This is a genomic window from Bradyrhizobium sp. CCBAU 11357 (assembly GCF_028128865.1).
GTDB lineage: Bacteria > Pseudomonadota > Alphaproteobacteria > Rhizobiales > Xanthobacteraceae > Bradyrhizobium.
This window is the reverse complement of the sequence record NZ_LBJW01000061.1, coordinates 1-7,594: the sequence shown is the minus strand read 5'-3', so window position 1 is coordinate 7,594 and position 7,594 is coordinate 1. Positions and strand designations below refer to the sequence as shown.

Annotated in this window: 6 protein-coding genes and 2 pseudogenes; 4 read left to right on the top strand and 4 right to left on the bottom strand. The window is 62.5% G+C overall.

The window, feature by feature from the left end; translation table 11 throughout:
* Positions 1 to 76: 76 nt before the first annotated feature.
* The 3 genes and pseudogenes from XI05_RS09305 to XI05_RS09295 form a co-directional block, all read right to left on the bottom strand.
* Positions 77 to 839 (bottom strand): annotated as a pseudogene (locus tag XI05_RS09305) (IS6 family transposase).
* A 72-nt stretch (positions 840 to 911) separates the two neighbouring features.
* Complete coding sequence (locus XI05_RS09300) at positions 912 to 1,466, bottom strand: AidA/PixA family protein (RefSeq protein ID WP_271500812.1); 555 nt, start codon at positions 1,464 to 1,466, stop codon at positions 912 to 914.
* Positions 1,467 to 1,762: 296 nt separating this feature from the next.
* Positions 1,763 to 2,266 carry an inclusion body family protein gene (locus XI05_RS09295; RefSeq protein ID WP_271500810.1) on the bottom strand — a complete coding sequence of 168 codons (504 nt, stop codon included), beginning with the start codon at positions 2,264 to 2,266 and terminating at the stop codon, positions 1,763 to 1,765.
* A gap of 1,147 nt (positions 2,267 to 3,413) precedes the next feature.
* Between XI05_RS09295 and XI05_RS09290 the strand changes: the two genes are divergently transcribed.
* The 3 genes from XI05_RS09290 to XI05_RS09280 are packed head-to-tail and all read left to right on the top strand — an operon-like array spanning position 3,414 to position 6,467.
* Positions 3,414 to 4,637 carry a phosphoribosyltransferase domain-containing protein gene (locus XI05_RS09290; protein ID WP_271500808.1) on the top strand — a complete coding sequence of 408 codons (1,224 nt, stop codon included), beginning with the start codon at positions 3,414 to 3,416 and terminating at the stop codon, positions 4,635 to 4,637.
* Complete coding sequence (locus XI05_RS09285) at positions 4,634 to 5,383, top strand: hypothetical protein (RefSeq protein ID WP_036046326.1); 750 nt, start codon at positions 4,634 to 4,636, stop codon at positions 5,381 to 5,383. Before XI05_RS09290 ends, XI05_RS09285 begins: the two co-directional genes overlap by 4 nt.
* Positions 5,373 to 6,467: a cysteine protease StiP domain-containing protein gene (locus tag XI05_RS09280; RefSeq protein WP_271500807.1), complete on the top strand. Its 1,095-nt coding sequence runs from the start codon at positions 5,373 to 5,375 to the stop codon at positions 6,465 to 6,467. The genes XI05_RS09285 and XI05_RS09280 overlap by 11 nt, the downstream gene beginning before the upstream one ends.
* Positions 6,468 to 6,487: 20 nt before the next feature.
* Here XI05_RS09280 and XI05_RS09275 read toward each other — a convergent pair.
* Positions 6,488 to 6,901: pseudogene (locus tag XI05_RS09275) on the bottom strand (transposase); the annotation flags it as partial.
* A gap of 66 nt (positions 6,902 to 6,967) precedes the next feature.
* Here XI05_RS09275 and XI05_RS09270 point away from each other — a divergent pair.
* Positions 6,968 to 7,531 carry an AAA family ATPase gene (locus tag XI05_RS09270; protein WP_271500806.1) on the top strand — a complete coding sequence of 188 codons (564 nt, stop codon included), beginning with the start codon at positions 6,968 to 6,970 and terminating at the stop codon, positions 7,529 to 7,531.
* Positions 7,532 to 7,594 lie beyond the last annotated feature (63 nt).

Here is a 7,594-nt window from a genome sequence, read left to right as displayed (position 1 = left end):
CTTGGCGGCTTCGGAGCGGATGCGCTCCTGGGTCCAGTCGCTGTAGCGGCGATGCGAGCTTGGCGGCATCGTCAACTTAATCGACCGCCGAACCGAATGAGGCGTTTCTCAAAGGTTCGAGATTTGGCGATAGCGCTTGTCGTGGAGATCTCGCCCCAAGTCGCGAAGGCTCGCTCGCGCGAAGCACGACGGAAGTCGGCAGTGACGGCTCCGGGATAGGGGATGTGGAAAAGGTTCGCGACCTGATCATGAACTGCCAGAAACCGTTGAGCCTGACGGGACGATTTGAAACGCTTCATGATCCGCTCGCGTCGCCGCGTCGGCTGATGAGAATTCTCGGCCCGATTGTGAGAGCTATGTGCTGGCGAAGTTCGATGTGAAAGCCCATCGTCGCCCTCGCAGCGCCGTACGAACGGAGCTTGTCCGTGATCGTCACGCGCGGCGGCGTGCCGGCGGATTTCAAGAGCTTCTTCATGAGCCGCTGCGCAGCGCGCGAGTCTCTTCGGCGCTGGATCAAGATGTCGAGAACGAAGCCATTCTGGTCAACAGCGCGCCAGAGCCAATGCTGTTCGCCCGCGATCGAGATAAGGACCTCGTCCAAGATGTCATTTGTCGCCGCGAGCGGGAGCGCGCTGGCGGATCCGATCGGAGAACGCCTTGCCGAATTTCCGTCCCCACTGGCGCACGGTTTCATAGGTCACGCCGACGCCACGCGCCGCCAGCATTTCCTCGACCATGCGCAAGCTTAAGGGAAATCGGAAATACAACCAAACGGCATAGCTGATCACCTCCGGTGGGAAGCGATGGCGGCGATAAAGAGGGTCCCGGGCGGTTGGCATGCCGCTCGTCTACCCCCTCGACCGCTCCAATTCGTTAACTTGACGGTACCCGACCGCGCTCGGAGCGGCCGACTACGGCGCCTCCCTTAGACCCGAGATGTTGATCTGGAGACGCCATCGGAAGTATCCCAGCACCAAGCAGGCCTTGTTCAAGACCATGAAGTTCAGATCGCAAGCCGCCACGCCATCGGCCAGCACTTGGCCCTGCCAGAAATGGTCGTCGATGCTTTGGTTGCCCGGCTGCAACAAATTCTCGAAGTTGGGCGTCGCGACGGTCAAGGCTCGGCGCAGGACAAGCTCAAAGGGGGAAAGGACACCAGCGTGTTCCTGCGTGATCCCATCAACAACGACGATATGCTCTCCTCTCAAGGCCAGGGCACTTCCACGGATGCGCAGATGGACGCCAGGCGTGACGGTCAGATGGAGATGGCCGTCATTGCTCCCGAGTGGCCCGCCATCGCGCGCGGCCAGGACATAGAGATGCTCACTGTCGACGCGTATGGGCGCATCGGGCGAGAGACTGGCATTCCGATACCGTGACAGCAGCGTCTCGGCGTCGACGATGATGAGAACGGCAACGTGAGACTCGGAGCGTTGGCTCTTGGTTGAGGGTCTGTCTTTGGCCATTGCTGTTTCCCTTCCTCCCGACCGTGGGATGCTCGGCAACCGCGGAGCTTGCCAAGTGCTTGGGCCGGCCGAACTGGATGGTGCTGACCGCGAATCGGTCTCATTCGAGAGCGAAGCGAAAAAAACGACAGCTGGTCGAGAACGCCGATCTGCCAGGGACGACGGGTGAGGTCGGCACGCCTCCGGCCGCAAGCTCCGCACCTGCCATTTCATGCCACCCTCGGAGTCGAGGGTGGTTGGGATCATGGCCGTTGCCCCGCTGCGCGGTTCCTTCGACGCCTTGATGATCATCCGCATCAATTGTGGATGCTGATGAACGGATCCCACGAGAAGTATCCCAGCGCGGTGCAATTGCGATCGACGACCATGAAGTTGAAATGGTAGGTAACTCGTCCGATAGCCAAAGTTTCCGAGGACCAATAGTAATTGGCGATCGTCTGACATGTCGGCACGGACGGATTGCTAGGATTGGGATGCGCGAACGAGGCCTCCGCCTTCCGCGGGGTCGGCGTCGAGATCAGCTCGTTCCCTACGTTTCCGATGAAGCGGTAGAAGATCACTGACTTCTCGAATCCAAGGGAGAGGCTGGTCTCGCGCCAACGAATCAAATCCCCGACCTGGGCCTTCAGGTCGAGCTCGCCGCCCGCTTGCCCACTGATCACGTTGTCCTGATTTGTAATCATGTAGACATGGCGGAAATCAATGAGAGTGGGGCTGTCCGGTTTTTTGCTCGGATTCGAGTACTTCTGAAGAATGGATTCCGTATCAAAGGCAACAAGAACGTCTGTGACTCTGGACATGATGCTTTTCCATTGCAAAGAGGAAGGTTCGGCTTTCGCCGAGCTCAACCCATCGCCGTAGACCATTGCGATGGCTGATAACGCCGTTCGTTGGATTGCGCTGCTTCGACCGGTTCATCGGGACTTGGCTGCGGCCGCCGAGTAGGCCTGAGCTTTCGTGAGCGGGGCCCATTCGCGTGATCATAGGATGATTTCTCCTCAGGCCGCGCGCGTTGCAGGAGACTAGCATTTGTCGTGCCAAAGGAGAGGGAATCACTTGGAGAGCGAGAGGATGGCGCTAGCTGCCATGTAGCATGTCTAAAATCGACCAATCGGACCGCGATAATTTCCCGAGAGCAATCAGCCATCCGGCCGACAACTGTTTCCTCTTTCCCACACTCGATAGGGGCCTGGTTCACCACAGGCACTGTGCAACACGGGCGGAAGCCTCACGATATCGAGGGCGTCGTCACTCCCCATCTCGATTCTGGAGCGCTCAGCCGTGGGGGTACTATAGCCAGTGGCTCCGAGGAGGGTAATGTACCGGATGGATGACAGCTTTCGGTCTTCGTGTTTGTCCAACTCCGTCGTGTACCACCTCCTCGAGGATGCAGTTAGGCCAATCGCCGCCACGCGCAAGATGTTCATGTTGTCGCGTTCATGCGCGTCGGACTTAAGACGTTTGGCGGCAAGCTGCCACAAACGCCCGCGATTTCACGATCGCGTCACGAAGAAACTAGTTTCTCTCTCGACGCGCGGCTCGCAAAGCGTGGCACGCCAATTGCTCGGCCTACGACACCGCCTCGCCGGGCTTAATAATGTGGTCCTCCCGCGTCCTGGGATGCGGTCCAAGCCCGAAGAGAGGAGCCGCAGTCCCATCGTGAAGGCAGGATCGTCGAGGTAATTGCCGGGCGTGGTTTCGAAGGAGAAAGACATGCAGGAAAATCGAAATTTGGGGCGGCAGGTACGTCGCATGGTTCGATGTAAAAGTTGCGGCTGAAATGCACCCTCGAATCCGAGGGACATACCCTCAATTCACTATCCGCTCTCGCTTTACCCTTCCTTCCGATCGCCGTTTTGCAAACATCACCGAGGCGAGAACGCAAACCCCTGCAATCGCCGTTGTGGGGATCGCGAGCTATCGCTCAAGTAACTTGGAGCGTACTTGATGCTCAGCTTCCTCGATTCGTTTGGCATTGAGCCGCAGATGGCGCACAAAGCGCGGCTGCTTGGCTGCGCAGACGTGGGTCCGCCAAGCCCGCGACATGATCGCTCGCGTCACCTGCGAATGTTGACCGCCGCCGACAGGACCCAGTCGATCCAGTTGGCTACGGGCCGGCTCGATATCGCCGTGGACAAGGCAGCCTGGCCGCTGGACAGCCTTTGCGCGTTTGCGGCGCGCGAAAATCCGCGGCGGGGGTTCCTGGTCGTATCCCGCGTGCTAGGGCGCCATTTGCCCGCCACGCCGCAGATGATGCGGCAGAGCGCCCGCGATCTCGCGGCGCGGCTTCCTGGCGATCTACCGGGGCCGGTGCTCGTCGTCGGCCTGGCCGAGACCGCCGTGTGCCTTGCCCAGACGGTGCACGAGGAATTTCGCCTCGCAACGGGCCGGGTCGACATCCACTTCCTGCATTCGACGCGACAGCAACTGGATCATCCGTTGCTGTGCCGCTTCCAAGAACCGCACAGCCATGCCTCCGCGCATCTGATCTACAGGCCGGCGCTTCCGGAGCCGCGATCACTGGTATTGGTCGATGACGAGATCTCGACAGGAACGACCCTTTGCAACCTCGCCCAGGCGCTCGCCACTGCTTGGCCGCGGATCGAAGCGATGGCGGTAGCGACGCTGACCGACTGGTCGGCCGGCAAGGCGTGGCAAGCACGCATGCCGCGTCCCACGTGCGTCGCGGCGCTGCTGCGCGGACGCATGGAGTGGACGCAGGAGACGACGACGGTGCTCAACAGCGCGTTCGACACCGCGGCCGCTTCCCTCGGGCGCATGGCGACGCATCGCAATTTCGGTCGGCTGGGACTCGACCGGCCCGTCGTGCTCGAACTCGATACCGCTGTGCCCGAGATCCTCGGCCCACTGCGGATCATCGGAACCGGCGAGTTCACCTATCCCCCCTTCCTGCTGGCGGAACGCCTCGCAGAAGAAGGGCATGATGTCGTCGTGCAGGCGACCGGCCGAAGCCCCGCACTCCCCGGTGCCGCGATGGCGACCAAGCTCCGCTTTGCCGACAATTATGGAACGGGCGTGCCCAATTACCTCTACAATGCCGACCGGGCCGATGGACGCGCGAACTGGATCGCGCATGAGACCGGCGCGGCGACAATCGACCCCGGGCTGATTGCCGCTCTCCGTGCCGAACTGATCGGCTGGACGGCATGACGCGTGCCATCGCCCTGGTCGATCTGGACGACACGCTGTTCCAGACGCTCCGCAAATGCCCGCCCGATTTGCCGGCCGACCGGTTGACGCCGCTGGGCTTCGCGCGCGACGGATCGCCGCTGAGCTATGCGACCCCGCGGCAGATGCACTTCCTGGAATGGCTGGCCGATACGACGCATCTCGTCCCCGTCACCGCCCGCAGCCTGGACGCATTGCGGCGGGCGCGCATTCCATTCCGCGCAGCGGTGTGCGCGCATGGCGGCGTCGTGCTGGATGACAGCGGTCAGGTCGACATGGACTGGGCTGCGACGATCGCCGACCGCGCCGCGCCCTTCGCGTCGCAGCTTGCTGGCCTGGCGGAGGCGATCAGGCGCAGGGCGCGCGACCGCGGCATCGCGGTCAACGCCCGTGTGCTGGTCGAGGCCGCGCTGCCGCTCTACACCGTGGCCAAGCATGAAGATGCGGATGCCGCGGCACTTTTTGCGGTGGTCGACGCTGCCGTGCCGTCCTTGCCCAAGGGCTGGACGGACCACCGCAACGGCAACAACGTGGCGCTGACGCCACCCTATCTCGGCAAGGCCCATGCGGTGGCATATATCCTACCCGGCCTCCGCGCACGCTTCCCTGATGCGCCGGTGATCGGCATCGGCGACAGCCGCACCGATGCGCCCTTCATGGGCCTTTGCGATTTCGCCATGATGCCCACCCGTTCGCAGCTGGCCGGCGGCATGTTCCATGCGGACTGAGGTCGCGCCCCCGTTCTCGGGCAGCTACGACCCGGCCGACGTCACCTTCCTGCTCAAGCCAGTGGTAATGGCCCCGACTTCCGTCGCCGAAAAGGAAGCGGCGATCCAGTCCGGCCGCCACCACTATTCGGAGATGATCGCGCCGGAGAGGGTGCCGGACGACAGCTATCTATCCCTCTATCACGCCGCGCTTGCGCGGAACGGTGCCCGCCTGGCGCAGGATGTCGCCACCCTCGCTGCGCAGCTCGCCGCACGCAGGCCGGGGCGCGAGCTGGTAATCGTCTCGCTGGCGCGTGCGGGGACGCCGATCGGCGTCTTGCTCGCGCGGACCTTGCGGGCGCACGGACATCGCGCAGCCCATTATTCAATCAGCATTATCCGCGATCGGGGTGTCGACCGCGTTGCGCTCGCGCATATCGCCGGCCGGCACGATCCGCGCGACGCGGTGTTTGTCGATGGCTGGACCGGCAAGGGGACGATTGCCGGCGAACTTCGCGCGGCCCTGGCCAATGCGCCATTCGGCTTCACACCGGACTTAGCCGTGATTGCTGACCCTGCAGGACAGGCAGACATCGCCGCGACGGCGGATGATTATCTGATCGCCTCGGGCTTGCTGAACGGCATCGTTTCGGGCCTGGTCAGTCGCTCGATCCTCAACGCCGCGTCGGTGGGGCCGGGCGATTTCCACGCCTGTGTCACCTACCCGCAATATGCCGGTGCTGATCTCTCACGTGCCTTCGTGGACACGATCGCGCCGTTGGCCGCTGCGGCGATACCGCAACCGGTAGACGGGCACGGCGCCCGCCGAGCGGCGCTGAAACAGGAATGCGAGGCGATGATGCGGCAGTTGCTGGCGGAAAGCGGAACGCGTGACCGCAACCGGATCAAGCCCGGCATAGCCGAAGCGACGCGCGCCCTGCTGCGGCGGGTGCCGGAACGGCTGCTGGTTCGCGATTTCGAGGACGCCGATGTGGGGCACTTGCTCCATCTCGCCGCCGGGCATGCCATTCCGGTCGATACGCTGGGCGGGGAATCGCAGTATCGCGCGGTCGCAATTATCCGTAGCCTGGGCGACGACGCATGAGCCGGGTTTCCGTCCTCGCCCTTGGCGCCTTCACAGATGCCGAGGATCTTCCGGAACCCCTCAGCATTGACCGCCGAGGCCACCAGCAGCGACACGTTGCGACCCTCACCAGCCCCAGCTGCGCTTCATCACGATGCCGTCGAGGTAGAGATACGGATGCTCGCCTTCGATCCTGCGATTCCGCCACGCCTCGATCTTGGTATAGATCTTCTTGTTCAGATTCGACACTGTGCTCGGGCTGACCCGGGTGCCCCACCGCGCCTCCGTGATGTCTTCGACCCGCCGAACCGAAATCGCGGCCAGATACATCTCGATCAGCGCCTCCTCGACCGAGCTCTCCCGCCTTCGGTAGCGCTCGATAATCGCCGTCTCGAAACCTTCAGATTGAAGTCGCCCGCCTTGGTGTGCAGCGTTCGCTCGTAGCTGCCTGCCCGCGCGGCCGATATCGAGACGTTCGTGGCGCGGCGCAATTCGCTCGATCTGCTCCTGAAGACCAAGGCGTGCATCGCGCCTGTTCTGTCGCCGGCATCACGTCCCACATCACCCGCATCAGAAGGAAGGTTCTGACCGCTACCGTGCAAACCAGCCTGGAAGACGAGATTGAAGCGCTCGACCTCCAGCATCTGCCGCTAAAGCTTGCCGACCGGGGCGAGGTCGGCAAAAGCAACGTGCATATCGGACTGGAGGCCCAGCAGAAGGTCGGGAAGAACAGTGACATCCTGAGCGAAGGAGAGAAACGGGCGCTCGCCCTGGCAGGCTTCCTCGCGGAATTGAGGGAGGTCGGCGTCAGGCACGGTATCGTGGTCGATGATCGGGTGTCGTCTCTGGATCATGCCCGGATGGAGGCGGTGGCGAAACGCCTGGGCAAAGAGGCCGCGGCCGGACGGCAGGTTATTGTCTTCACGCACAACCTCTTCTTTCACCAAGCCATGTTCGAAGCCGCGCGAGAGATGAAGGTGCCTCTGCGAGAGGAATGGATCGCCAAGCACGCAGATGGACGCTTCGGCATCATCGACCCCGGTCAGGAGCCCTGGATTTCCATGGGTGTTACGAAGCGCCTCTAGCATGGCTTCATCGAAAGCTTCATGTATAGACGGCCCCGCGGATGCAAGGGATTTTTGGCAGCA

Excerpts from the sequence above, each read along its gene's own strand:
- XI05_RS09295 (WP_271500810.1), bottom strand. The coding sequence starts at position 2,266 with ATGTCCAGAGTCACAGACGTTCTTGTTGCCTTTGATACGGAATCCATT.
- XI05_RS09300 (WP_271500812.1), bottom strand. The coding sequence starts at position 1,466 with ATGGCCAAAGACAGACCCTCAACCAAGAGCCAACGCTCCGAGTCTCAC.
- XI05_RS09280 (WP_271500807.1), top strand. The coding sequence starts at position 5,373 with ATGCGGACTGAGGTCGCGCCCCCGTTCTCGGGCAGCTACGACCCGGCC.
- XI05_RS09285 (WP_036046326.1), top strand. The coding sequence starts at position 4,634 with ATGACGCGTGCCATCGCCCTGGTCGATCTGGACGACACGCTGTTCCAG.
- XI05_RS09290 (WP_271500808.1), top strand. The coding sequence starts at position 3,414 with ATGCTCAGCTTCCTCGATTCGTTTGGCATTGAGCCGCAGATGGCGCAC.